This window comes from Myxococcus faecalis (genome assembly GCF_050039385.1).
GTDB classification, from domain to species: domain Bacteria; phylum Myxococcota; class Myxococcia; order Myxococcales; family Myxococcaceae; genus Myxococcus; species Myxococcus fulvus.
In genome coordinates, this window is record NZ_CP144336.1 from 9,446,723 (window position 1) to 9,470,427 (window position 23,705).

Genomic DNA, 23,705 nt, shown 5'->3' on the forward strand with positions numbered 1-23,705 from the left:
GGGGGCGCGGGGGGCTTGTTGGCAGATTCACGCCGACACCGCCCGTCCGTCCTGCAGGTGCAGGCGCTCCTCGCACAGGGACAGCCCCTGGTCGATGAGGTGCGTCGCCAACACCACCGTGACGCCGCCCGACTTGAGCTGGGCGATGATGCCCTCCATCTCCCGGATGCCCTCCGGGTCCAGCTCGCCGAAGGGCTCGTCCAACAGCGCGATCGTCGGGGCCTTCATCAGCAGCCGGGCGATGGCCAGGCGCTTTCGCATGCCGGCGCTGAAGCCGCGCACCGGGTTGTCCGAGCGCTTGCCCAGGCCCACCCGTGCGAGCAGGCCCTCCGCCGCGTCCTTCGGCGAGGGGTGTCCCAGCAGCCGCGCCAGCACGGTGAGGTTCTGGTGCGCGGTGAGGTCCTCGTAGAGGAAGCTGGCGTGGGACAGGAGCGCCACGTCGCGGCGCAGCTCGTCGCGGTGCACGACGGCGTCCTTGCCCAGCACCTCCACGCGGCCCGCGGTGGGGCTCAGCGCGGTGGCGAGCATGCGCAACAGCGTCGTCTTTCCGGAGCCGTTGTGGCCGGTGAGCAGCAATGAGCGTCCGGCGGGGAGCGCGTACGTCAGCCGCGCCAGCGCCCAGCGACGTCCATAGCGCTTGCTGACGTCATGCAACGCGAGCGCGGCAGCGGCGGAGTGGGGAGTCATCGGGATGCTCGTTCGTATCCGGAATCGCAACTGTCATCCAGTGAAACCCGGGCGGCTGGCCGGCCAGGGGTGGGGCGACCCTGAAGACAGGAAAGTTTTTCCAATGGGTGGGGCACGGTGTGCCCGCGTGGTCCGCCGTGTTTCCCTGGTGCAACGTGTCCAGCCGTCGTCATCCCTCTCGTCCCGCCGGGCTTCCCCCCGAGCGCGGACGTCAGGCGCCTGAATCGGCTATGGCATCACCCCTGCAATGGCTCCCGCGCGAGTTGGAAGTTCCCTGAGGGGAACGTGGGCCAGGGGTTCCTTTTCCGCGGAGGGCGTGATGGCAACGGCGAGGGTCTTGCGGAGGGCGGTCAAGGCGGCGACCGCTGGCGTGCTGCACTACAGCGGCATGCGTCGGGCGATGGCGGCCTATCGGAGGGTGCAGTCGGGTGGCAGGCGCATCCTCATCGTGAGTTATCACCGCGTGGTGAGCGACTTCACCGGGGAGCTCCAGCGCTCCATCCCGGGGTTGCTCATCAGCCAGGAGACGTTCCGGCGTCATCTCGAGGAGGCCTCGGCGGCCGGCTTCGAGCTGGCGTCGATTGGCGACGCGGTGGACGTGATGTCGGGCCGGAGGGTGGCGAAGAAGGACCTGTGCGTCATCACCTTCGACGACGGGTACCGGGACGTGTACCGGTACGCGTACCCCATCCTGAAGCAGATGGGCGTGCCGGCCATCACCTATCTGCCAACAGCGTTCATCGGCACGAAGCGGCGGTTCAACCATGACCGCCTCTTCCACCTGCTCAGGCGCGCGCAGGAGCGGCACTACCACCCGGTGTACGCGGCGCTGCCGGAGGCGTCGATGGAGCTGCTGGGCCCCATCCTCTCCGGACAGAAGACGGTGTCCGCGGCGCTGGATGACTTCATCGGGGAGCACCCCACGCGGGTGCTGACGGCCATCATCGACGCGCTGGAGCAGCAGCTCGGCGGTGGCCAGGACCTGGTGCCCGAGCAGGGCGACGTCATGAACTGGGACGAGGTGCGCCGCATGGCGCGCGACGGGTTCGAGTTCGGCGCGCACACGCTGGGGCACACGGTGTTGACGCTGGAGCCGCAGGCGGTGGTGGAGCAGGAGATCCTCGAGTCCAAGCGGACCATCGAGGCGGAGGTGGGCATCCAGGTGCGCGACTTCGCGTACTGCAACGGGTGGTACTCGGACGAGGTCATCCGCGTGCTCGCCGCGAACGGCTTCCGCTCGGGCGTGACGACGGAGGACCTGCCCAACCGCATCGGCGGGGACCCGTTCACCCTCAAGCGCAAGGTGCTGTGGGAGAACTTCAGCCTGGGGATGCTCGGGGACTACTCGTCGCCGCTCACCGGCTGCCAGCTGGATGACTGCTTCGGGTTGCTCGGCGTGAGCCGCCCGGTGCCGGGGCGCAGGACGCACTCCTTCCGCGGCGGCCTGATGGGCAACGTGCTGGCGACGCCCGACGGAGCGGCCCTGAAGGAGGCTCCGTGAGCGGAGCGGCATCACCGGCGGCGGCGGGGGGCTCGTTCCTCGGCCGCGCCGGTCCCCTGGTGTTGGCCCGGCTGTTCACCGCCGGGCTGACGCTGTCCATTCCGCTCGTGCTCGCCCGGGTGCTGAACCTGGACGAGTACGGCACGTACTACCAGCTGTTCCTCATCGCCACGACGCTCTACTACGTGCTGCCGTTCGGCGTGGTGCAGAGCCTGTACTACTTCCTGCCGCGCACCGGCGAGAAGCGGCCGTACCTGGGACAGACGCTGCTGTTCATGTCGGGCGCGGGCGTGGTGGGCGCGCTGCTCGTCTTCGCGTTGATGGGCCCGGTTGCGGGGTGGTTCTCCAACCCGCGGCTGCTCGACTACCGCTGGGAGCTGGCGGCCTACACGGCGTTCCTGCTGGGCAGCTTCCCGCTGGAGGTGTCGCTCACGGCGCAGGGGCGCACCAAGGCCTCGGCCGTGGTGTACCTGGTGTCGGACGCGGTGCGGGCCTCGGTGATGGTGCTGCCGCCGCTGCTGGGCTTCTCGTTGCATGGGCTGATGGTGGCGGTGTGCGGCTTCACGGCGCTGCGCTTCGTGGCGACGTGGGTCGTCTGTCTGCGCGGTGTCACGGGGCCCCTGGTGAGCGGGCCGCTGCTGCGCGCGCAGCTGGCGTACGCGGCGCCGTTCGGCGCGGCGATGTTCCTGGCGATTCCGCAGCAGAACGCGCACCTGTACATGGTGGCGGGCGCGGTGGCGCCGGCGATGTACGCGCTGTACCGCGTGGGCTGCTTCCAGCTGCCGGTGGTGGACCTGCTCTACACGCCCACCAGCGAGGTGCTGATGGTGCGCCTGGGGGAGCTGGAGCGGGAAGGGCGCCTGGAGGAGGGCGTGGACGCGTTCCGCGAGGCGGCGGGGAAGCTGGCGTACGTGTTCCTGCCCTTCGCGGCGTTCCTCTTCGCGGCGGCGCCGGAGTTCATCGGCGCGCTGTTCGGCGAGAAGTTCCTGCCGGCCGTTCCCGTGTTCCGCATCAGCGTGCTCGGGGTGGTGCTCTCCATCCTGCCCATGGACGGGACGCTCAGGGCGCGCGGGCTGACGCGGGCCATCTTCGTGTCGTACGCGGTGAAGGCGGCGGTGACGGTGCCGCTGGTGTACTTCGGCGTGAAGCACCTGGGGATGATGGGCGGCATCGGCTCGTGGGCGGTGGCGGAGGTGGTGGGCAAGGTGCTGCTGCTCACCCGGATTCCGGCGGCGCTGTCCACGCCCCGACGCTCCTTGCGTCTGGTGGACGTCATCCCGTGGCGGGAGCTGGGGCGCGCGTCGCTGGCGGCGGGGGCGGCGGGGCTGGCCGTGTTCGTGCTCCGGGCGGCGGCGCAGGGGGCGTGGGGGCACCTGCCCCAGGGCTTCTTCTGGCGCGTGCTGCCGCTGGCGGTGGCCGGGGTGCTCTTCTCGGTGGGCTACGTGGTGATGCTGTACGTCGCGGGGGTGCGGCCGCTGGCGGTGCTCGCGGGCCTGCGTCCCCGGAGGACGGCCTGAGGAAAAGCCGGGATGCGCCTGGGGCCTACTTCCCTCTCGGGGGAACGGTACCTAGGTTGCTCCCCGTCGCGAGGTTGGGTCAGGGGAGGCGTGGATGGGTGTCGATGCGATGACGTTGTACCGGATGGCTCGCGGTTTGCGGCTGAAGAAGGTTCCGCTGCTGCCCGCGCTCTTGCGCAAGGCCATCTACTACCTGCACAGCTCCTACGTTCCGGACGAGGCCGACATCGGCGAGGGGACGCAGCTGGGCTACGGCGGAATCGGCGTCGTCATCCACAAGGCGGCGAAGATCGGCCGCCACTGCCTCATCTCGCAGCAGGTGACGATTGGTGGACGCTCGGGCATCGAGGGCGCGCCCATCATCGGCGACTACGTGCGGGTGGGCGCGGGCGCCAAGATTCTCGGCAACATCCACATCGGTGACTTCGCGGTCATCGGCGCCAACGCCGTGGTGCTCAAGGACGTGGCGCCGGGCTCGGTGGTGGCGGGCATCCCCGCGCGGGTCATCCGGCAGGATCCGGATCCGCTGACCACGTATCAGCGGGAGATGGGGCTCTTGCCGCGTCGCTCGCCGCTGTCGGCGGTGCCTCCTTCGGCGTCGGTGCCGAGCTAGGGCCTGCCATGCGCGTGCTCCTGGTGGGAGACCATCCGCCTCCGTTCGGGGGCGTGGCGATTCACGTTCAACAACTTCATCGGTTCCTGCGCAGCCGTGGGGTCGAAGCGAAGGTGCTGGACATCGGGAAGGGCGGCCGGCCGGTTCCGGACGTGCTCCCGGTGCGAAGCCCCGCTCACTTCGGCCTCAGGCTGACCGGGTTTCTCGCCTCGGGGTGGACGGTGCATGTCCACACCAGCGGGAACAACCCCAAGGCCTGGCTGCTCGCGGCCATGGTGGCCGGGGTGCCCGCGGGTCGGGCGCCCCGCTTCATCACGCTGCACTCGGGGCTCTTGCCGGACTACCTGGCGGCGTCCGCGGCGCGGCGCGCGTTCGCCCGGGTGGCGCTCGCGGGCTACACGCGCATCATCGCCGTCTCGCTGGCGGTGCGTGAGGCGCTGCTGTCGTGCGGCGTGCCGGCGGAGAAGGTCCTGGTGCAGCCCGCCTTCTGCGCCTCGCAGGTGCAGGCGGGCGAGGTGCCCGTGAAGGTGGAGGCCGCGCGGGCCCGGCGGCGTCCGTTGCTGACGATGGCGCACCACCCCTCGCCCGTGTACGGGCGCAAGGTGGCCTTCCGGGCGCTGCGGAAGTTGATGGAGTCCCATCCGGACGTGGGGCTGGCGCTGTTCGGCCCCGGGACGGACTCCGAGGAGTTCATCCGCGACGCGCGCGAGCTGGGCGTGGCGGGGCAGCTCGAGGTGCTGGGAGAGCTGGACCACCCCGCGGCGTTGGGGCTCATCGCGCGCGGCGATGTCTTCCTGCGGCCCACGACGCATGACGGGGACTCCATCTCCGTGCGCGAGTCGCTGGCCCTGGGCGTGCCCTGCGTGGCGAGCGACGTCTGCGCGCGGCCGGAGGGGACGCGGCTGTTCCGGGCGGGGGACGCGGCGTCGCTCGCGACGAGCATCGGCGAGGCGGTGGCGGCGGGGCCGGCGAAGGTGGCCTCGCCCGACGTGGGGCCGGTGTTGCTGGAGCTGTACGAGGCGCTGGCGCCTCGTCGGTCCGCGCCCGTGCAGGCGGCGCCCGCGGCATGAGCGGTTCTTCACACGAGATTCGCGGGACTCCCGCGAGGACTTCAGACACAGGGGAGATGAGAGATGCGTCGCAGTGATGACCTGGATTTGACGCGCCGGGCGCTCCGAGGGCGCGACCTGGTGGTGTTCTCCAACGACTGGGACGGCGACCCGCTGTCGAAGGTCCACATCATGCGGATCCTCTCCAGGGACAACCGCATCCTCTGGGTGAACAGCATCGGCAACCGCGCGCCGAAGGCGAACGCGCACGACGTCAAGCGCATCTTCTCCAAGCTGGAGCGCTTCACGCAGGGCCTGCGGGAGGTGGAGCCCAACCTCCACGTCCTGTCGCCGCTGGCCATTCCGTTCTACGGCTCGGAGATGGTGCGCGGGGCGAACCGCGAGCTGCTCCGGCTGCAGGTGCGCCGGGCGATGAAGCAGCTGAACTTCCAGCGGCCCATCTCCTGGAGCTTCCTGCCCGCGTCGGCGCCGGTGTCGGGCACGCTGGGGGAGGAGTTCGTCGTCTACCACTGCGTGGACGAGTTCTCCGCCTTCAGCGACACCAACGGTCGGCACATCGCGGAGCTCGAGGACCGGCTCCTGCGTCGCGCGGACCTGTGCATCACGTCCGCCGAGCGTCTGAGGGACAACAAGTCCCGCGTCAACCCGCGCACGGTGCTGGTGCGTCACGGCACGGACTTCCGCCACTTCGTGAAGGCGTGTGATCCGACGACGGTCATCCCCGCGGACATCGCGAACCTGCCCAAGCCGGTCATCGGCTTCTTCGGGCTGGTGGCGGACTGGGTGGACCAGGACGCCATCATCGCCACGGCGCGCGCGCACCCCGAGGGCTCGGTGGTCATCATCGGCAAGACGACGCCGGACTGCGATGACTCCCGGCTGCGGGCGGAGCCGAACATCCACATGCTCGGCCGCAAGGCGTACGCGGACCTGCCGGGTTACAGCCGCGCGTTCGACGTGGCGCTGATGCCGTTCAAGATCAGCGAGCTGACGCTGAACGCCAACCCGCTCAAGGTGCGCGAGTACCTGGCCTCGGGTCTGCCGGTGGTGTCCACGGACCTGCCGGAGGTCCGCAAGGTGGGCCTGTGCAAGATCGCCAAGTCCACCGAGGACTTCGTGGCCAAGGTGGACGAGTGCCTCGCGGAGGGCCCGGGCCCCAGCCGCGAGCGCGCGGAGAAGATCTTCAACGAGAGCTGGGACGCGCGCGTGGACGAGATTCGTCACCACGTGGGCACGGCGATGGTGGCCGCGGGCAAGTCGCTCTGAGTGTCGGGGCTGCCGGGCGCGGTGGTCTCGCGCCCGGTGTCCACGTGAGGACGGGACTCAGGAACGGCTGAGCGATTGTCGGCCCGCCACGGTGCGCTCCAGGTGCGCATAGAGGCGGGCCACTCGCGCGTAGTCCGAGGGCTTGACGGTGGCTTGTCCGAGCAGTCGGTTCAGCTCCGCCTTCGCGTCCAGGTAGTGCGACGCGGGGATGCCGCCGTCCTGTTCGAGGAGCCGCGCGGCCTCCGCGTCGGCGAGGGTGGGGGAGATGCCCAGGCGCTCCTGCAACTGCTGACGCAGGGAGGTGTCCAGCTCGGGGAGCAGGGACTTCTCCACCTTCGCGCGTCGCATGAGCCAGCCCATGCTGCGCACGTACTCCAGCGCGGAGCGGTGTTTCTCCTCCCGCTCCGGCCTCGGCGCGCCGAAGCGCGTGCCGCGTGAGAACGCGTAGAGGCCGCTGACGACCAGGACCTGCGCGACGAAGACCCAGATGCCACGCGACAGCGGAGGCGGGGGCGCGAGCTGGTGGTGGTGCTCGTCGATGACGAGCGGGCCCCGGGCCGCGAGCGCGTTCCAGAAGCGCGCGTTGTCGAGCAGCTCGATGCGGCGGTTCTCCAGGAGGTCCGCTCCGGCGAGCACGTAGATCTCGCCCTGTCCGAGCGCACGTCGCCACACCGTCACCGCGCCGCCGAGCCCCGCGAGCGGAATCGCGTCCGGGTGCTCCATGAGGATGCCGCGGTCCTGGGAGACGCGCAGCGTGCTGAGTCCGCGAAGGGGACCCGCGCCCAGCCACACGTCCACCGTGGTTCCACCCGCGTCCGCGAGGTCCGTGGAGAGCCCGCGCTCGCTCGCGGGCAGCAGGGGACCGGGCTCCAGACGGAGCCACTTCTCCAGCGCGGCCTGGTGCATGCCGAGCTCGCGCGTCGACAGGTACACGAGCGTGCCGCCCTGCTCGACGAAGTGCTCGACCTTGCGCACCTCCTCGTCCGTCACGGGGCTGCCGATGGGGGAGGCCAGCACGAGCGTCCGGGTGTCGGCGGCGAGTGACTCCAGGGAGGCGAGGTGCGTGCTGACCGCGCGTCCTCCTTCTTGGAGGAACAGGTAGAGCGCGCGGGCGCCTTGGGGGCCCGTGTTCTCCACGGAGGGAACGGGCGAGTCGGGTGCATCCGCGCGCGTGGACAGGCCCATCGCCAGCGCGATGGCGATGAGGACCCCGAAGACGATGAGCGTCCGTGCGTTCTTCACGGCGTGACCTCCTGCTCCCCAGGCGCGGTGCCCGCGATGGAGCGGGCACCGGGCCGTGCAGAGGGGGCATGAGGACGCGCACTTCGCGCGGGATGAAACAGGCTCCCGACTTCAGCGGCGAGGCTGTCGCGTGTCGTCGACCCGCCGAGGTCACGCGGTCGCAGCGACGACTGAGGTCCGGCTTCAGCCGCCGGAACGAGCTTGCGTGTCGTCGGCCATCTCATGCCGCCGCCTCCGCGCCGAGCGTGCCGAGGAGCCGCTCCACCGCTTCGAGGAACCGCGTGGCCTCGTCCACGGGGACGGGGGCCAGGGAGTAGAAGGCGTGGTCGTACCACTCCACCAGACGCTCCACCTCCCGGGTGAGCGAGGCGGGGGCCCCTCGCGACGGCAGCTCCGAGGCCAGCTCCCGGTTCGTCTTCACGCGATCGGGGCGCGCCAGCCGGCGCTCCTCCAGCGCGGACAGCATGGCCAGCAGTGCCTCGCGAATCGCCTCGCGTGAATCGTTCGCCAGGGCCGTGCGCGCGCGTCGCAGGTGCTCCGGTGGCGCGTCCAGCACGAGCGGCGCCGCGGGCCCGACACCGTCCTGTGCTCGCCCCGGAGCGCGCCCCCGACGCATGGCGCGAACCTTCAGCACGCCCCACAGCACGAGCGCCATCGCCAGTCCCAGCATCACCGTGCGAGTCGCCACCGCGAAGCCCTGGGCCTCGCGCGACTCGAACAGTCCCTCCAGCCACGCCTCCAGCTTGCGCAGCCACTGCTTCACCAGATCTCCGTGCCGCTGCCGCGCGCGAGCGAACTCCGGCCGGTCCAACACGGACTTCAGTCGCTGCTGCTCGCTCCCGGGCAACTCCGTCACCGGCTCGCCGGAGCGGGCCTCCTGTTCACGCAAGCCACACGCGCGCTCGAGGAACGCCGTCACCTGCTCGATGCGCTGAGCATCCGTCGCGTCCTCGGGTGCAGGCGGCAGCGGGATTCCCCCGAGCCTCCGCTCCAGTCGCTCCAGTGACGCGGACACCTCGGAGGGGCCCGCGCGCAGCGCCTCCTCGAGCGAGCGCGCCGTGTCCTCCCGCTCCTCGCAGGGAAGCGCGGTCAGCAGGAGCATCAAGGGCAGGAAGGACACGGACACGGGCGCGCGAGGTCAGGCGGCGAGCGGCGACGTCGGTGAGGTATCACCGCCCAGCCGCTGCTCCAGGTCCAGGGCTTCCCGGCGCACGCGCAGGTCCAGGTAGAAGAACGCGCAGACGACGAAGTTCACGGGGGAGAAGAAGGACTGGGCCATGACCTGGAGCAGCTCGACGGGCACCAGCAGCCACTGGGGCGTGCGGGCGATGGTGTCCGCGGAGAACGGGTTGCCGTAGGGCAGCATCACCAGCCAGGAGGGGATGCCGAACAGCAGGTGCACCGAGAACAGGATGAGGCTGACGACGGTGAAGAGAATCATCCCCCGCACCACCACGCGCCCCATGAAGCCCGGCTCCACGCGCCCCGACAGCAGCGTCCCCGAGCGCTGGAAGGCGGCCCACGCGCCCAGGTCCTCCATCGCCAGCACCGGCGGCAAGAGCAGGAAGCGCAGGAAGTACCAGAGCATGGCACCCACCATGCCCAGGCCCAGCACCAGCGCACCCAGGATGAGCACCACCGCGCCCAGCGCCTGCGAGCCCATCGCCGACACGACTCCGCCCACGACGAGCACGATGATGCCGGGGACACACGCCACCAGCATCACCAGCAGCGACCAGCCCAAAGACAACACGAACGCCCCCGTCACCGGCCCCACCATGGAGAGGCTGCGGCGCAGGCTGTCCGCGGGGCTCACCGGCGTGCCGAGCTGCGTGGACACCACGAAGCGGGAGGTGGCGACCATCGCCAGCCAGTAGCTCCAGATGAGGAACGAGAACATCCCGCCCCACAGCACCATGGCGAGGGCGGACTGCCCCAGCATCTCGAACGGCTTCTGCTGGGCCAGCACCTGCTGGTCGGGGGAGTACAGCATGGGCGTCAGCACCCGCGTGAGCTGGAGCACGCCCTTGGTCGCGATGTAGTTGACCAGCGAGTAGCCCAGGCTGAGCACGAAGAGGGGCTTGAGGTGGCCGCGCCAGAAGGTGACGGAGCGGTCGATGAGCTCCCCCAGGGCCAGGGGACGCAGCGCGGATGCGGAGGCAGGTGAAGTCACGGGACCGGCAGCATAGCCCGGGGCGGGCAGGCCGCGAGCAGCGTGCGCGCCGCGCGCGCCGGGTCCTCCGCCTCCAGCACCGCCGAGATGACGGCCACCCCCGCCGCGCCCTCCAGCGCAAGGGCCCGCTCGCTCGTGATGCCCCCGAGCGCGAGCGCCGGGCACCCGAGCCTGCCCGCAAGGGCACGGAACCCCTCGGGACCGAGCGGTCGCCGCGCATCCCCGGGCTTGGAGCCGGGCGCGTGGACGGGGCTCACCAGGGCCAGGTCGGCGCCGCTCGCATCCAGGGCCTCGGCCTCGTCGTGCACGGCCACGCTGAGGAGTCGGCCCGCGGGCAGGCGAGGGCGGACCTGCGCGGGCAGCAGCCCGTGGGCGGGCAGGTGCAGATGGGCGTCCACCAGCAGCGCCACGTCCAGCCGCCCGTTGATGAACAGCGGATTGCCCCGGGCATGGCAGAGCGCGGCGAGCACCCGGGCCTCCTCGAGGAACCCGCGCGAGGTGGCCTCCGGATGGCGGTGCTGCACGGCGACGTCCGGTCCCGCGTCCAGCGCGCGAGACAACGCCTCCAGCAGGCGCCCCCGAGGAAGGCGCCAGTCGGTGATGACGACGAGCCGGGGGAGGGTGGGCGCCACGGGAGCGTCCTGTCCGTCCGCGGAGAAGGCTACTGGACGATGCCGTCGATGGGGCTGGACGCGGAGCCGTAGGCCTTCCGGGGGATGCGGCCGGCGAGGTACGCGTCGCGGCCCGCCTCCACGGCCTTCTTCATGGCCACGGCCATGCGCACCGGGTCCTGCGCGCCGGCGATGGCGGTGTTCATCAGCACGCCGTCCACGCCCAGCTCCATGGCGATGGCCGCGTCGGACGCGGTGCCCACGCCTGCGTCGACGATGACGGGCACCTTCACCGTCTCCAGGATGAGGCGCAGGTTGTGCGGGTTGCGGATGCCCAGGCCGCTGCCGATGGGCGCGCCCAGCGGCATCACCGCCGCGCAGCCCGCGTCCTCCAGCTTGCGCGCGGTGATGGGGTCATCGCTGGTGTAGGGCAGCACGGTGAAGCCCTCCTTCACCAGGATGCGCGCCGCCTTCACCGTCTCCTCGACGTCCGGGTAGAGCGTCTTCTCGTCGCCGAGGACCTCCAGCTTCACCCACTTGCTCATGCCCAGCTCCTCGGCGAGCCGGCAGGTGCGCACCGCGTCGTCGGCCGTGTAGCAGAGGGCCGTGTTGGGCAGCAGGCGCAGCTTCTGCCGGTCGATGAAGCTCATGAGCGACGCCTCGCCCGTGGCCTTCAGGTCCAGCCGGCGCACGGCCACCGTGACCATCTCCGTGCCCGAGGACTCGTGGCACTGCTTCATGATGGCGTGGCTGGGGTACTTGCCGGTCCCCAGGATGAGGCGGGAGGAGAACGTCACCCCCGCGATGGTGAAGGGCTTGTCCTGGATGCTCATGGCCATCTCCTCGCTACCCGCCGCCGACGAAGGTGACGATCTCCACGCGGTCCCCCGGCTGGAGGCGGTGCTCGGGGTGGCGGGCGCGGCGCACCACCTCGGCGTTCACCTCCACGGCCACGCCCGGGCCGCCGACCCGAAGCGACTCCAGCAGCGCCGAGAGGGTGATGGCCTCCGGCACCTCGCGCGTTTCTCCGTTGACCCAGACCTGCACGGCGTCACGGCTCCTTGCGATGGGGACCCGGGCACGCACTACAGGGGCCCTCTCGTGCTGTCAACGCACACTCCGGCAGTACGTCCGCCAGCGTCACCGCTATACTCGGCGCCATGCTCATGGCTCCCAGCAGGCTTGTCTCCACCGCGCTCGTCGTCGCGCTCGGGCTGCCCGTCACCGCCGCCGCCGCGGACCCCGTCGCGACCCTGGATGCCCCTGTCCGCGCGCCCCAGCCCCTGCTGCACGGTCACCGGTATGCCTTCGTCGCGGGCGGCGTGCTGGCCGTGGGGGGGCTGGGCCTGGGCTTCTTCGCGCAGGGAGAGGCCAAGCGCGCGCAGAGCCTGTCGTCCGCCCGGGAGGCGAGGAGCACGCTGGACCGCGCCCGCTCGGCGTCCACCGCGGCCAACCTGATGTACGCCGCCGCGGGCGCCGCCGTGCTGTACGGGCTGGTGCTGGAGCTGCTCCCGGACGAGGCCGCCGACACCGCCAGCCTCACCTACCACTTCTGACCGAGCCCCCCGTGGCCCTCCGCTCTCCTGTCCCCCTCCTGGCCTGCGGTGCCGTGCTGGTGGCCGTGGCCTGCTCCATCAACGTGGACGACCTCGCCGGGCGCGCCTGCACGGACGACACCGAGTGCCCCTCCGCGTATGCCTGCACCGCCGTGGCCGCCGACGGCCAGCGCACGTGCGAGGTCATCTATCCCCCCAGCTACGCCGAGGCCGACGGCGGCACGGACGCGGGGCCGGTGCCCACGTACTGCAAGGACGTGGCGCCCATCCTCGCCGCCAGCTGCGTGAGCACCTGCCACGGCGCGGACACCAGCGGCAGCGGCCAGTCCTCGTTCCGGCTGGACTACTACGAGCCCACGGGCAACGGCGTGCCGGGCGCGCGCGCCAAGGCGCTGCGCATCCGGGTGCGCACGTCGGACCTGAAGGACATGCCTCCCTCGGGCAGCGGCGTCACCCAGCCCACCGCCGAGGAGCGGGCCCTGGTGGCGCGCTGGGTGGCCGGTGGTGCTCCCTTCTGTGACAGCCCCGATGCCGGGCCCTGACGTCGCGGCCGTTCCCCCTCGCTTCCTTCGTCCCCGGTTTCTCCCGAGCCCAACATGAAGAAACTCCTCGCGGGCGCCACCGGCGCGGCCGCCCTCCTCGTGGCCTGCACCATCGACGTGGCGGACTTCACCGGCAAGACGTGCGAGACGGCCGGCGACTGTCCCGACACGCACGTCTGTGTCGCGGTGAGGCAGGGGCAGGGGCGCACGTGCGAGGTGCTCGGCCTGCCCGGGTCCGACGCGGGCCCCAGCGACGCGGGGCCGGTGCCCACGTACTGCGACGACGTGCAGCCCATCCTCGCCGCCAGCTGCGTGAGCACCTGCCACGGCGCGGACACCAGCGGCAGCGGCCAGTCCTCGTTCCGGCTGGACTACTACGTGGCGCCGGATGGCGGCGCGGACGGTGGTGGACTGCCGGGCGCTTTCGCGAAGGCGGAGAGAATCCGCGCGCGCACTTCGGTGTTCCAGGACATGCCGCCCTCGCCGACCACCGTCCCGTTGCCCACGGCGGAGCAGCGTGCCCTCGTCGCCCGCTGGGTGGAGGGCGGCGCTCCGTTCTGCGATGACGCCGACGCGGGCGGCGGCGCGCCGGATGGCGGTTCTCCGGACGCTGGCGGCGACGCGGGGCCGTAGTCCATCAGCGCCTGGAGCACGGGGAGAAGCCGGCGCCTCTCAGGAGGCAATCCGTTTCTCTCCGATGGGCCGTGTCGGGGAATGTTCCCACGCAGAGCGGCCGGGCGAGCAAGGCCCGGGCGCACGCCGAGGGCCCCCTGTGTCCTCCCGCGCGTGTGCGCAACCCCTGTGCAAGTTCGAGGGGAGCGCTCACTTTCTGTCCAACACCGGGGAACACTCACTCCGGACAGCCTACCGAAAGGGGCAGGACGAACATGCGCAAGCTCATGATGGCGGTCGGTGCGGTCGCGGCGATGGCGATGGTGACCGGTTGCAGCAAGCGGGACAACGTGGCGGAGCAGCGCCAGGACGTCGCCGAGGCGCAGAGCGAAGCCCGCCAGGAGGTGGCGGAGATTCGCCAGGACGAGCAGCAGGACATCGCGAACACCCAGCGCAACGCGCAGGAGGACATTGCCGAGTCCCAGCGTGAGGCGAACGAGGAGATCGCCAGCGCCCAGGAGGACGTCCGCGATGAGCAGGCGGACCTCGCCGAGGCGCAGCGTGATCGCAACGAGGAGCTGGCCCAGGGTGGCTCCGGCACGGCGGGCGCAATGGCGGCGACCACCAACGTGTCCGGTCGCGTGCTCTCCACCAGCGGCAGCTCGCTGACGGTGGTGGACACCTCCAACAACCGTCAGCTCAAGCTGAAGACGAACGACCAGAGCCGCATCCTCCAGAACAACCAGGAGGTGAAGCTGGGTGACCTGAAGGAGGGTGACCAGGTCCGCGCGTCGTACGTCATGGATGGCAAGGACATGGTGGTCCGCGAGCTGAACGTCACGCAGAACGTGACGCCCACCAAGTAACCCACGGGGCGCGGTCGGGCGGCTCGTCTCCTCACGGGCGGCCCAGGGACGGCTCCCACTCCGGTGGGGGCCGTTTCCTTTTTTCCCTGAATCCATTCTGAAGGGTCGGAAGTGCGTGTCGGACCTGGATGGTAGGGAGGATGCGTGAGGTTTCCTCACGCCTTCCCAACCCTGGGGAGGTCCTTCGCATCAGGAGCCGTCCTTCGCATGGGCACCCACCACCCGGACCAGCCTTCCCTCAAACCCTTCATCCTCTTCTCCGCGGGCGCCACGTCCTATGAGTTGATCCGCTACCTGGGCTCGCGTGGCTCGGGGGAGCTGCTGCTCGCCCGCAGGCACTACGCGGACTCGCCTGGCGACCTGGTGCTCATCAAGCGCCTGATGGACGCGGAGGACGAACTCGGTCGGGCGCGGCTGCGCGAGGAGGTCAAGCTGCTGATGCGGCTGTCGCACCCGTCCATCGCGCGGGTGTTCCTGGTGCGCGTGCACGACGGCTCGCCCCACCTCGTCATGGAGTACGTGGAGGGCCAGAGCCTGGAGACGCTCATCAGCTTCGCGGCGCTGCGCCGCCGGCCGCTCTCGGAGGCCTTCACCGCCTACGTGGGGGAGCAGCTGGCGGACGCGCTCCACCACGCGCACTCGCTGGAGGATGACCGGGGCAGGCCCCTGGGGCTCGTGCACCGGGACGTCAGCCCGCGCACGCTGCGGCTGGACGCGCGCGGCCACGTGAAGCTGGCGGACTTCGCGCTGGCGTGGGCGCGGCTGCCGGGGCGCGTGGCCACCGAAGGCCACGTGGTCCGCGGAGACCTGGCGTATGCGTCTCCGGAGGTGTTGCTGCGCCGCCCGGTCGACGGGCGCTCGGACCTGTTCTCCCTGGGCGTGGTGCTGCTGGAGCTCGCCACCGGGTTGCACCTGCTGGACCTGGAGCCGGTGGAGCGCGCGGCGCTCGCGGCCGGCCCGCACCCGGACGCGGAGGTGCTCCAGGCGGAGTCGCCCAGCTGGCTGCCCCTGCCGTTGATGGCGGCGCGCGTGGCCTGCTTCGCGCCGGAGCACGTGGAGCATGCGACGCGGTCCCTGTGCTCGCCGCTGCGCTCCATCCTGGCGCGGCTGCTGCGCCGGGAGCCGGAGGAGCGCTGCCAGACGGCGCTGGAGCTGCGGGACGCGCTGCGTGGGGTGCTGGCGGGGCGGGGGTACACGTATGGCCCGCCGGAGGCCGCGCGGGAGGCCCTGCAGGTGCGCCAGGAGGCGCGCTCCCGGGGGCAGGCCGCGGACGTGCTGTCCCCGGAGGACGCGCTGGCCGGGCTCGCCTTCCCCCGTGGCGTCATCGCCACCGGGACATGAGGCCCGGCGTGGGTCGGAGGGTGCTTGTCTGGGGCCGTGGGATGGGCAGACTCAGGCACCTATGGGTGACGTGAACGAGCTCCACCAGCGCTGGTGCATCGCGGACGGACACGCGGACTCCCTCATGTGGAACCGGGATTTGTGTGTCCGCTCCGACGAGGGGCACGTGGACTTCCCCCGCCTGCGGGAGGCGGGGGTGAAGCTGCAGTGCTTCACCATCGTCACCCGGGGCTTCCCCTTCATCGGCGGCTTCCCGGTGTTCGCCGCGTGGCGCGGCTGGCCTCGGGAGGCGCGCGCCAGCGAGTGGACGCGGGCGCTGTGGCAGCTCGAGCGCATGGCGGAGTTCTGCCAGCGCTCCGGGGACACGGTGCGCGTGGCCGACTCGCGTCAGGTGTTGGACGACAACCTGGCCCAGGGGCGGCTGTCCGCGGTGCTGGGCGTGGAGGGCGGGCACGCCATCGAGGGGAAGGTGGAGCGGCTGGCGGAGCTGCACCGCCGGGGCGTGCGCTTCATGGGGCTCACGCACCTGTCGAACAATGACCTGGGCGGCTCCTCGTTCCCGATGATGGGCAACCGGGGGCTGACGACGCTGGGCCACGAGGTGATGGAGGAGATGGCCCGGCTGGGATTGAGCGTGGACGTGGCGCACGCCTCCGAGCGCACCCTGGAGAACCTCTTCTCCCATCCCTCGGTGCGCTACTTCTGTTCGCACACGGGGGTGCGCGCGGCGGGGGGCGGGTGGCGCAACCTGAGCGACGCCTCGCTGCGCTTCATCGCGGACCGGGGTGGGGTGGTGGGAATCATCTTCGCCCCCGTGTACCTGGGCGGAGACTCGGTGGACGACGTGGTTCGCCACATCGAGCACGCGGTGGACGTCATGGGCGAGGAGGGCGTGGGCCTGGGCTCGGACTACGACGGCATGGTGCCCTTGCCCAAGGGCATGAAGGACGTCACGGACCTGCGCCTGCTCACCACGGCACTGCTGCGCCGCCATCCGGAGTCCTGGGTGGAACGTGTGATGGGCGCAAACTTCCGGCGTTTCTTCCAGTCGACACTGGGTGGTTGACCGGGAGCGGGACGCTCGAAATATTGGGTTCAGCCCATGAACCGCTCCTTCCTCGCACTCGTGTCCGCTGTTGGCTCCCTCCTCCTCACCGCCTGCGGTGGCCCCGGCTCGGGGGACGACTGCGACGAACCGGGGAGCTTCATCTGTCAGGAGGCCGTCCTGGCCCTGGAGTGTCGTTCCGGCAAGTGGCGGCAGCTGCCGTGCCGGGGCCCGCTGGGGTGCCGCGAGTCTGACGAGGCGGTGCGCTGTGACACCTCCGGCAACGGCCCGGGGGATGCGTGCGCGGCCAGCGCCGAGGGGCGGGGCCTGTGCCGTCAGGACGGGAAGGCCATCCTGGAGTGCCGCGAGGGCATCCTGGTGGAGACGGCCTCGTGCACCTCCTGCGTGGTGGAGGACACCGAGGTGTCGTGCCAGCCGTGAGGCGGTGAAGGCGGACGTCAGGAGTCCCCGGCGCGCGACGTGTGGTAGCCTCGGCGCGCCGCTCGCGGGACTCCGATGCGACTTCCGATTCAAGCCTTTGGAGCCTGACACGCTGGTCGTTTCACTCTTCCCCGAGCGGCGCTCCTCTCGTCTTCCCGGAGGCAGTGCGCGCGATGGCCTTGCCCGCAGAAGTCCGTATCGAACAGGTCGCCCGAGAGGACCTGGTGATGTTCGTCAACGCGTGCTTCTCCTGCACGGGCCAGCGGGAGTTCTACGGTGACGCGCGCGGGCAGTCGGTCTCCATCGAGTTCCTGCACCAGTACATCCTGGGCAACTACCGGCGCCTCTACCGCCGCACGCTCGCGGCGGGCATCAACCACTTCAACCAGGCGCAGATCATCCTCAACCTGCTCGCCGCCGGCAGTCCCGTGGACCCGGCCGGGCGAGCGGAGGAGGGGGCCCTCATCGCCGCGGCGCTGCGCCGGCTGCCCACGCAGCGCGCGTTCCGGGTGTTGGAGTCGCTGCGCTCGCGGCACGTCAACAACCGCCGCAGCCGCGCCATCGTCCGGGAGTACCTGGCCGGGCGCTCGAACCTCTCCTTCGACGCGGTGAAGTACCGCTCCAAGCTGCGCGCGGCGGTCGTGCACGGGCACGTGAAGCTGGAGGGCGAGCTGGGGCCCTTCCTCTTCAAGGGCTGGAAGAAGCGGGTCTTCACCCAGCCGCTGTTCGAGTCCTTCCGGCGGGCGCACTTCGCGCAAGAAGCGCTCTACGAGCTGCCCTACACGGTGGCGGAGGGACTGGCGCAGAAGCACGGCGTCCCGCGCGACGTGTTCCTCCAGCGCATCGAGCCGCGCCTCACCCAGGCGGAGCGCCTGCGACTCCAGGAGTCCGCCGCGCGCGAGGGGGGCGTGGAGCCGGCGGTGGACCTGTCCCGCGCGCCGCTGACGAAGCTCGCGCTGTATGTCTTGTCATTGAAGGCGGAGGCGCGGGCCACGCGCCGCGAGGAATTGCACACGGCGCTGGAGGGCTCGGCGGCGCGGGTGCTGGGGCGCGCGAAGCCCGCGTTGGGGAAGGTGGCGGCGGTGTTGGACCGGAGCTACTCGACGTCGGGCTCGCTGCAGAAGCGTCGGCGTCCGCTGGCCGTGGCGCTGGCGACGCACTACCTGCTGTCCTCCGCGGCGCGGGAGTACCGGGCCTTCTGGACGGGCGAGCCCGTGGAGGATCCGTTGACGGTGTCGGCGCGAGGGCAGACGGACCTGGCCACGCCGCTGTTGGACGCGCTGGAGTGGGGCGCGGAGCTGGTGGTCATCGTCTCGGATGGCTACGACAATGACCCGCCGGGCGCGGTGGCGGAGCTGACGCGGGTGTTCCGTGAGCGCCTGGACCAGGGGCGCCGCACCGCGCTGGTGCACGTCAATCCCGTCTTCGACGCGGAGGAGTACGCGCCGCGCTCGTTCGGCGCGGCGGTGGCCACGGTGGGCGTGCGAGACGCCGAGGACGTCCCGACGGTGCTCGGGTTCGCGCGCTTCGCGGAGGGCACGGCGTCGCTGGCGGAGCTGGAGCGCTATCTGTCCGGACGCGTGGATTCGTGGCTGAAGCCCCAGGTGCATGAAGGCGCGGACGAGGTGGAGGCATGAGCGACACGCGACTCATCCGGCGACTGGAGGCGCACGGGCTGCGCTTCGCGCCCGCGCAGGCGTGGAACCGCATGCGGCTGGTGCCGGTGCTCCGCGACGAGGTGCGGGACGACCTGCGCTTCGCGCGCCGCGAGTACTCGGAGTGGGCGGCGGTGGTGTCCCTGGAGGGTGAGCTCGAGGGCCGCGGCCTCAAGTACATCTCCTACGTCCCGCACGGCATGGTGGTGAGCTGGGGCCAGCGCCAGGCGGACGCCGTCTACGGCACGCGGCTGAACGCGCGTGACGGCAAGAAGGTGATGGCCGGCCCCGTCCCGGTGCGCCTGTTGCACCGCATGGTGCACCGCGAGGACAAGAACCAGCTGCGCATGTTGCCCCTGCACCTGGCGATGGAGGGCTTCCTGGCGCAGCACTTCGGCGGGCCGGAGATCGCCTGGTCGGAGTACTCGCGCGACGCGCTGACCTACGGGCTCAATCCCCGCATGGAGTCCTCCGTCCCCGGGTGGCTCAGCTCGGTGTTGGACGGGGCGCTGCGCACCTTCGAGGTCCACGAGAAGCAGGTGGGCCTGCTGCTCTTCAACGCGGATGAGCTGCTGTCCGCCTTCGTCGTCTCGCATCCCGACGACTACCGCGTCCTGCACCGCACGCTGCTCGAGGACTTCTACGGCGAGCTGCTGCTCCAGTACGGCTATCTCCAGGAGGTCGTCGAGCTGTGGACGCCGCTGGACGCGAAGCGGGTGTCGAGCCTCGGTGACCTGCGCGCGGAGGTGACGCGCATGCGCGAGGACTGGGGCGCCTTCCACGGCTTCATGGCCGGAGGCCTCTTCGGCGTCGAGGTGTCGTCACAGAAGGTGTACGAGGCCGGCCCGTATCTTCTGCAGCGCTTCCACACGAGCCTGGTCCCGTCGGCGGAGAACCACCTGGGCGAGGCCATCGTGGACAAGGACGGCACGCTTCAATACCTGAAGACGTACCGCCTCTCCGCGGCGCAGACGCGTCGCGCCTACCTGCTGCAACGGCTCGCCCAATCCCGGTGGAACCTGGACGAGGTCGCCGAGCACATGGGCTCCACCCGTCAGGAGCTCGTCACCCGCATCCAGAACGCGGGCTTCGGTTATCTCCTCAAGGCGCATGTCCTCGAGGAGGCCCGCCGACTGGCGACCCGTGGGCGCTGAGCTCCTCAGAGTGACGCGAGGAACGCGTCCAGCACCGCGTTGACGCGCTCGGGCTGCTCCTGGTTGGCCAGGTGCGCGGCGCCGGGGATGACCTTCTGCCGGGCTCCCGTCACCAGGTCCGCCATCTGCTTCGCCTTCTCGGGCGGGGTGATGGCGTCGTGCTCTCCCACCACCATCAACGCGGGCCCCGCGTAGCGCGCCAGGATGTCCTTGCTGTCGGGACGCAGCGCCATGCCACGCTGGGCGGCGGCGATGGCCTGGGGCGAGGCCGCGCGCATCTGCGCCTCCACCGCGCGACCCACGGGTGAATCCGCTCCCGAGCCGACCAGCTTGGACAGCAGGGCCTGGATGACGGGCTCCACGCCTTTTTCGAGCGCCTCCTTCGCGGAGGCCTCGCGGCGCGCCTTGCCCGCGTCGTCATCCGCGGTGCACTGCGTGTCCATCAACACGAGGCCCGCAACCCGCCCCGCGTCCTCGCGCAGCAGCGCCATGGCCGCGTAGCCACCCATGGACACTCCACCCACCACGGCCCGGTCGATGCCGAGCGCATCCAGCAGCGCCAGGGTGTCCTGGGCGATGAGGGACATGAGGGTGGGGCCCTCGCCGAGCCCGCTCCCGCCGAAGCCCCGCGTGTCCGGGAGGATGAAGCGGTAGCGGCCCGACAGGGCCTTCACCTGCGCATCGAAGGACTCCCCGTTGAGCGGAAAGGCGTGCAGCAGCACCACCGCCGGGCCCTGGCCCACGTCGCGGTAGTGCAGGGGAAGGCCATTCACGGTGACGGTCGGCATGCATCCTCCAGCGAGCGGCCTCACAGCCACTGCTTGTGTTTGAACCAGAAGAAGAGGGACACGGGCAGGGCGACAATCGAGACCCACATGGCGATGTACGAGCCCCGTCCCGACAGCGCGTCGAAGTTCTGTCCGAAGAATCCGACGATGAACGAGAGCGGCAGGAAGATGGTGGCGAAGATGGTGAGCTGCTTGGTGATGTCGTTCGTCTTGTTGGCCACCATCGACAGGTAGCCGTCCATCACGTTGCCCAGGATGTCGCGGCCCGCGTCGATCTGCTCGTACAGCCGCACCAGGTGGTCGTACACGTCACGGAAGTAGAGCGTGGAGCGCTCGTCGACGTGGGGGATGCCCCGCCGCGCCATCAGCCCCACCACGTCGCGCTGGGGGGAGAGCACCCGGCGCAGCTGCACCAGCATCCGCTTCAGCTCGAAGATGCGCTGCAGCTGGGCCTTCTCCACCTGCTCGAAGATGGCCACCTCCAGGTCCTCCAGCTCGTCGCTGAACGTGTCGAGGATGGGAAACTGGGCATCCACCAGCCCGTCCGCCAGCAGGTAGAGGATGAAGTCCGTGCCGCGCCCCAGGGTGGTGGCAGGGTCCGCGCGCACGCGCTGTCTCACGGACTCCAGCCCGTTGAAGGGCAGCTCGTGCACGCTGATGATCCACTCCTTGGCGAGGAAGAAGTGGTGCTCATGGAGGGTGAGCTGGCAGACGTCCTTGCCCGCGCTGAAGCCCTGGAGCACGACGAAGACGTGGTTGGGGTACTCCTCCAGCTTGGGGCGCTGGTCCAGGTGGAGGCAGTCCTCGACGGCCAGCTTGTGCAGGCCGAAGCGCTCGGCGAGCCGGGCCATCTGCGCCTCGTCGGGCTGGAGGACGTCGATCCACTTGCGCCCCTCCTCGGCGAGCAGCTCCTCACCCCCGGTGAAGAGGGCTCCGTCCTTCAGCAGACAGACCTGAATCATCCCGTAGCGCTCCCGGGCCTTGCGGCGCGGCCCCGGTCCGAGTGCTAGAACTCCCCCGCGCGGAAGTCGAGCGCTAGAGTGTGCCCCCCGTGTCCGCAGACGCCGAGAACCCGCAGGCCTCCCTGACTCCGAGGCTCGAAGAAATCCTCCAGGCCCACCCCGACGGCGCCTTCGCCGGCCGGCTGCGCAAGGTGTACGCCGCCGCCGCCCAGGCCATCGCCCGGCTGAGCGACATGGACCTGGTGAAGTACGAGACGCCCGTGGTGGATTCCAGCCCGGACCTCTCCCTCTGGGAGGAGATGGCGCCCGTCATCCGTGACACGGTGATGGACGTCAACGCGCTCCTCAACGTCATCCGCGTGCAGTTCCCCGCGCAGCCCGGTGGAAACCTGGCCGACCTGGTCCTGAGCGGCACCAAGGACCCGGGCATGCTGATGCATGACGCGATGACGCAGCTGGCCCAGGGCATCACGCAGCTGGGCGAGGCCATGCGCAACCCGTCCGTGGTGAGCGACCGGTGGACGCTGCTGGCGGAGATCCAGCGCTTCCGCTCGAGCTTCCGTGAGCGCGTCAGCAACCTCGTGTTCGAGACGGCGAGCACGCTGGGCGAGGTGACGCGGGCGCAGGTGGTGCCCGGCCACGAGGCGGAGGTGAAGGCCGCGGTGACGGTGCGCGCCATCTCCGCGGACCTGGGCCGCATCCTGACGGCGCGGCTCAACAAGGTGCGCGAGGCGGAGGCGCAGGACGTGCAGTGGAACGCGCAGCAGCTCCAGACGGAGATGGACGCGTTCGGCCGCACGGCCGCGTACCGGAACCTGCGCGCGCAGGACAAGCGCCACATCGTGGAGATGCGCGCGGAGGTGGGGCGGCTGGCCATCCTCGCCAACCCCTCGCGCGAGGAGCTGCTGAAGGTCGTCAGCGAGCTGGACACCTTCGTGCGCGGCCTGTCCGCGGTGAACCAGCGGCAGATCCTCATCATCCACGACCGCGAGGTGTGGGCCTCCTGCGGCGTGAAGCTGGAGCGGGCCCTGTCGCTGGTGGACGAGGACGCGCCGGTGTCCGCGCGGCTGCTCGCCGAGGCGGCCCAGGCGGCCCAGGCGCTCTACGGGCGCGCGTCGGACATGGACGCGTTCCTGCGCAAGGCGCGCAAGCAGCCGCTGGCCCAGCTCACGGGCCCTGAGCTGGGGGCGACCATCGAGATCTTCCAGGGACTGCTCGCCCAACTGGACGTGATGTGATGCCGGCCTCCAGCAAGGTCGTGACGCCGCGCCCGCTGCGCGAGGCGGACCTGTCCCGTGTCGAGGGCGTCTTCACGGACGTGGATGGCACGCTGACGACGGGCCACAAGCTGCGCTCGGACACCGTGCGAGCGCTGGAGCGGCTGTCCGACTCCGGGCTGCGCGTGGTGCTGGTGAGCGGTCGTCCGGCGGGGTGGGGTGAGGCGTGGGCCCGACAGCTCCCGGTGGACGGCGTCATCGTGGAGAACGGCGGCCTGTTCTTCCTGCGCGGCAAGCGAGGGCTGCGCAAGGTGTACCTGGAGGCGCCCGCCGAGCGCGTGGCGAACCGGCGCAGGCTCCAGGCCGAGGTCGCCCGGGTGTTGAAGCAGGTGCCCGGCGCGCGGCTGTCGGTGGACAGCGCGTACACGGAAGTGGACCTGGCCGTGGACTACAACGAGGAGGCCCGCCTCGGTGAGGAGGGTGCTGCTCGCATCGAGTCGCTGCTGCACGCGCGAGGCGTGACGGCGGTGCGCTCGTCGGTGCATGTGAATTGCTGGCTCGGCCGCTTCGACAAGCTGAGCGCGACGCGGAGATTCGCGCGGGTGGCGTGGGGGGAGAAGCTGGAGCCCCGGGACGGCCGCTACGTGTACGTGGGGGATTCTTTCAACGACGCCCCGATGTTCCAGGCTTTCGAGCTGGGAGTGGGCGTGGCCAACGTGCGCGCGGTGCTGGACCGCATCGACGCGCCGCCGGCCTTCATCACCCGGGCGGCGGAGGGCAAGGGCTTCGAGGAGCTGGCCCGGACGCTGCTGGCCCGGCGGAGCCGAAGGGCTCGTGAGGAGTGAC

25 protein-coding genes are annotated in these 23,705 nt (G+C 70.8%); 16 read left to right on the top strand and 9 right to left on the bottom strand.

Annotated elements, in window-relative coordinates:
- Positions 1–27: 27 nt before the first annotated feature.
- Positions 28–687 carry a heme ABC exporter ATP-binding protein CcmA gene (gene ccmA, locus VZQ01_RS37965; RefSeq protein WP_223747706.1) on the bottom strand — a complete coding sequence of 220 codons (660 nt, stop codon included), beginning with the start codon at positions 685–687 and terminating at the stop codon, positions 28–30.
- A gap of 400 nt (positions 688–1,087) precedes the next feature.
- On the opposite strand from ccmA, the gene exoL reads away from it, so the two are divergent.
- The 5 genes from exoL (at position 1,088) to exoP (ending at position 6,654) form a co-directional block, all read left to right on the top strand.
- Positions 1,088–2,188 carry a spore coat polysaccharide deacetylase ExoL gene (gene exoL, locus VZQ01_RS37970; RefSeq protein WP_324289192.1) on the top strand — a complete coding sequence of 367 codons (1,101 nt, stop codon included), beginning with the start codon at positions 1,088–1,090 and terminating at the stop codon, positions 2,186–2,188.
- Positions 2,185–3,705 carry a spore coat polysaccharide flippase ExoM gene (exoM, locus tag VZQ01_RS37975; RefSeq protein ID WP_408890132.1) on the top strand — a complete coding sequence of 507 codons (1,521 nt, stop codon included), beginning with the start codon at positions 2,185–2,187 and terminating at the stop codon, positions 3,703–3,705. Before exoL ends, exoM begins: the two co-directional genes overlap by 4 nt.
- Positions 3,706–3,799: 94 nt before the next feature.
- Complete coding sequence (locus tag VZQ01_RS37980; RefSeq protein ID WP_046714337.1) at positions 3,800–4,318, top strand: serine O-acetyltransferase; 519 nt, start codon at positions 3,800–3,802, stop codon at positions 4,316–4,318.
- Between the two features lie 8 nt (positions 4,319–4,326).
- Positions 4,327–5,388, top strand: coding sequence for a glycosyltransferase family 4 protein (locus VZQ01_RS37985; RefSeq protein ID WP_223747708.1), 1,062 nt, complete (start codon positions 4,327–4,329; stop codon positions 5,386–5,388).
- Positions 5,389–5,451: 63 nt separating this feature from the next.
- The gene (gene exoP / locus VZQ01_RS37990; RefSeq protein ID WP_141324511.1) at positions 5,452–6,654 is read left to right on the top strand and encodes a spore coat polysaccharide biosynthesis glycosyltransferase ExoP; all 1,203 of its coding nucleotides are present in this window, start codon (positions 5,452–5,454) and stop codon (positions 6,652–6,654) included.
- A gap of 57 nt (positions 6,655–6,711) precedes the next feature.
- Here exoP and VZQ01_RS37995 read toward each other — a convergent pair whose 3' ends face one another.
- The 6 genes from VZQ01_RS37995 to thiS form a co-directional block, all read right to left on the bottom strand.
- Positions 6,712–7,896, bottom strand: a complete 1,185-nt coding sequence (locus tag VZQ01_RS37995; RefSeq protein ID WP_223785202.1) for a DUF4350 domain-containing protein — start codon at positions 7,894–7,896, stop codon at positions 6,712–6,714.
- Positions 7,897–8,116: 220 nt separating this feature from the next.
- Positions 8,117–9,022 carry a DUF4129 domain-containing protein gene (locus VZQ01_RS38000; RefSeq protein ID WP_426746089.1) on the bottom strand — a complete coding sequence of 302 codons (906 nt, stop codon included), beginning with the start codon at positions 9,020–9,022 and terminating at the stop codon, positions 8,117–8,119.
- A gap of 12 nt (positions 9,023–9,034) precedes the next feature.
- Positions 9,035–10,069 (bottom strand): hypothetical protein, encoded by a 1,035-nt coding sequence (locus VZQ01_RS38005; RefSeq protein WP_223747710.1) that lies wholly within the window; start codon positions 10,067–10,069, stop codon positions 9,035–9,037.
- Positions 10,066–10,701, bottom strand: coding sequence for a thiamine phosphate synthase (locus tag VZQ01_RS38010; protein WP_223747711.1), 636 nt, complete (start codon positions 10,699–10,701; stop codon positions 10,066–10,068). The genes VZQ01_RS38005 and VZQ01_RS38010 overlap by 4 nt, the downstream gene beginning before the upstream one ends.
- A gap of 29 nt (positions 10,702–10,730) precedes the next feature.
- Complete coding sequence (locus VZQ01_RS38015; RefSeq protein WP_074955609.1) at positions 10,731–11,513, bottom strand: thiazole synthase; 783 nt, start codon at positions 11,511–11,513, stop codon at positions 10,731–10,733.
- Between the two features lie 13 nt (positions 11,514–11,526).
- Complete coding sequence (gene thiS / locus VZQ01_RS38020) at positions 11,527–11,727, bottom strand: sulfur carrier protein ThiS (protein WP_141324516.1); 201 nt, start codon at positions 11,725–11,727, stop codon at positions 11,527–11,529.
- 119 nt (positions 11,728–11,846) lie between these two features.
- Here thiS and VZQ01_RS38025 point away from each other — a divergent pair, with 119 nt between their 5' ends.
- From VZQ01_RS38025 to VZQ01_RS38065, 9 genes are all read left to right on the top strand, one after another.
- Entirely contained in the window at positions 11,847–12,236 is a 390-nt protein-coding gene (locus tag VZQ01_RS38025; protein WP_223747712.1) for a hypothetical protein, read from the top strand.
- An 11-nt stretch (positions 12,237–12,247) separates the two neighbouring features.
- Positions 12,248–12,778, top strand: coding sequence for a hypothetical protein (locus VZQ01_RS38030; protein WP_408890133.1), 531 nt, complete (start codon positions 12,248–12,250; stop codon positions 12,776–12,778).
- A gap of 54 nt (positions 12,779–12,832) precedes the next feature.
- A complete protein-coding gene (locus VZQ01_RS38035) occupies positions 12,833–13,411 on the top strand; it encodes a hypothetical protein (RefSeq protein ID WP_267700647.1) in 579 nt (192 codons plus the stop codon).
- 254 nt (positions 13,412–13,665) lie between these two features.
- Complete coding sequence (locus tag VZQ01_RS38040; RefSeq protein ID WP_223747715.1) at positions 13,666–14,256, top strand: hypothetical protein; 591 nt, start codon at positions 13,666–13,668, stop codon at positions 14,254–14,256.
- Between the two features lie 207 nt (positions 14,257–14,463).
- Complete coding sequence (locus VZQ01_RS38045) at positions 14,464–15,597, top strand: serine/threonine-protein kinase (RefSeq protein WP_426746090.1); 1,134 nt, start codon at positions 14,464–14,466, stop codon at positions 15,595–15,597.
- Positions 15,598–15,658: 61 nt separating this feature from the next.
- Positions 15,659–16,663 (top strand): dipeptidase, encoded by a 1,005-nt coding sequence (locus tag VZQ01_RS38050; RefSeq protein WP_267700648.1) that lies wholly within the window; start codon positions 15,659–15,661, stop codon positions 16,661–16,663.
- 36 nt (positions 16,664–16,699) lie between these two features.
- Positions 16,700–17,083, top strand: coding sequence for a hypothetical protein (locus VZQ01_RS38055; RefSeq protein ID WP_141324522.1), 384 nt, complete (start codon positions 16,700–16,702; stop codon positions 17,081–17,083).
- Between the two features lie 173 nt (positions 17,084–17,256).
- Positions 17,257–18,720 (top strand): hypothetical protein, encoded by a 1,464-nt coding sequence (locus VZQ01_RS38060; RefSeq protein ID WP_426746091.1) that lies wholly within the window; start codon positions 17,257–17,259, stop codon positions 18,718–18,720.
- Positions 18,717–19,892 (top strand): ARPP-2 domain-containing protein, encoded by a 1,176-nt coding sequence (locus tag VZQ01_RS38065; protein ID WP_426746092.1) that lies wholly within the window; start codon positions 18,717–18,719, stop codon positions 19,890–19,892. The genes VZQ01_RS38060 and VZQ01_RS38065 overlap by 4 nt, the downstream gene beginning before the upstream one ends.
- Before the next feature lie 5 nt (positions 19,893–19,897).
- Here VZQ01_RS38065 and VZQ01_RS38070 read toward each other — a convergent pair whose 3' ends face one another.
- Positions 19,898–20,680 (bottom strand): alpha/beta fold hydrolase, encoded by a 783-nt coding sequence (locus tag VZQ01_RS38070; RefSeq protein WP_426746093.1) that lies wholly within the window; start codon positions 20,678–20,680, stop codon positions 19,898–19,900.
- 20 nt (positions 20,681–20,700) lie between these two features.
- Positions 20,701–21,642 carry a magnesium/cobalt transporter CorA gene (gene corA, locus VZQ01_RS38075; RefSeq protein ID WP_426746094.1) on the bottom strand — a complete coding sequence of 314 codons (942 nt, stop codon included), beginning with the start codon at positions 21,640–21,642 and terminating at the stop codon, positions 20,701–20,703.
- 80 nt (positions 21,643–21,722) lie between these two features.
- Between corA and VZQ01_RS38080 the strand changes: the two genes are divergently transcribed.
- Positions 21,723–22,880 carry a hypothetical protein gene (locus VZQ01_RS38080; RefSeq protein ID WP_141324527.1) on the top strand — a complete coding sequence of 386 codons (1,158 nt, stop codon included), beginning with the start codon at positions 21,723–21,725 and terminating at the stop codon, positions 22,878–22,880.
- A complete protein-coding gene (locus tag VZQ01_RS38085; RefSeq protein WP_143097187.1) occupies positions 22,880–23,704 on the top strand; it encodes an HAD-IIB family hydrolase in 825 nt (274 codons plus the stop codon). The genes VZQ01_RS38080 and VZQ01_RS38085 overlap by 1 nt, the downstream gene beginning before the upstream one ends.
- The last annotated feature ends 1 nt before the right edge of the window (position 23,705 follow it).